This is a genomic window from Belnapia mucosa (assembly GCF_016775475.1).
GTDB lineage: Bacteria > Pseudomonadota > Alphaproteobacteria > Acetobacterales > Acetobacteraceae > Belnapia > Belnapia mucosa.
In genome coordinates, this window is the sequence record NZ_JAEUXJ010000098.1 from 1 (window position 1) to 398 (window position 398).

Genomic DNA, 398 nt, shown 5'->3' on the forward strand with positions numbered 1-398 from the left:
AGCCATGATCCGCGTCAGCCTCGGCGCGCTCCTGCTCCGCCGTATCGCCCATCCATAACCATTCTCAAACGGGCTCTCAGAATTGGGCCGCCGGCAATGTGAGATCGGCGGAGCGGCGGAGGGCATTGAGATGGCGAGGAAGCACCACGAGCCGGAGGAGATCATGGCCAAGCTGCGCCAGGTTGAAGTGTTGCTGTCACAGGGGAAGACCGCTGCTGATGCGGTGCGCACGATCGGGGTGATGGAGCAGACGTACTATCGCTGGCGGGCGGAGTGCGGGGGCCTGAAGCTGGACCAGGTGAAGCGGCTGAAGCAGCTGGAGCAGGAGAACGGCAGGCTGCGCAGGGCCGTGGCCGACCTCACTCTGGAGAAGCTGGTGCTGAAGGGTGCGGGGCACT

At 64.8% G+C, this 398-nt stretch carries 1 protein-coding gene; it reads left to right on the forward strand.

The window, feature by feature from the left end:
• Positions 1-130: 130 nt before the first annotated feature.
• Positions 131-398 (forward strand): transposase (locus JMJ55_RS30520; RefSeq protein ID WP_202829358.1); only part of this gene is annotated, 268 nt, incomplete at its 3' end.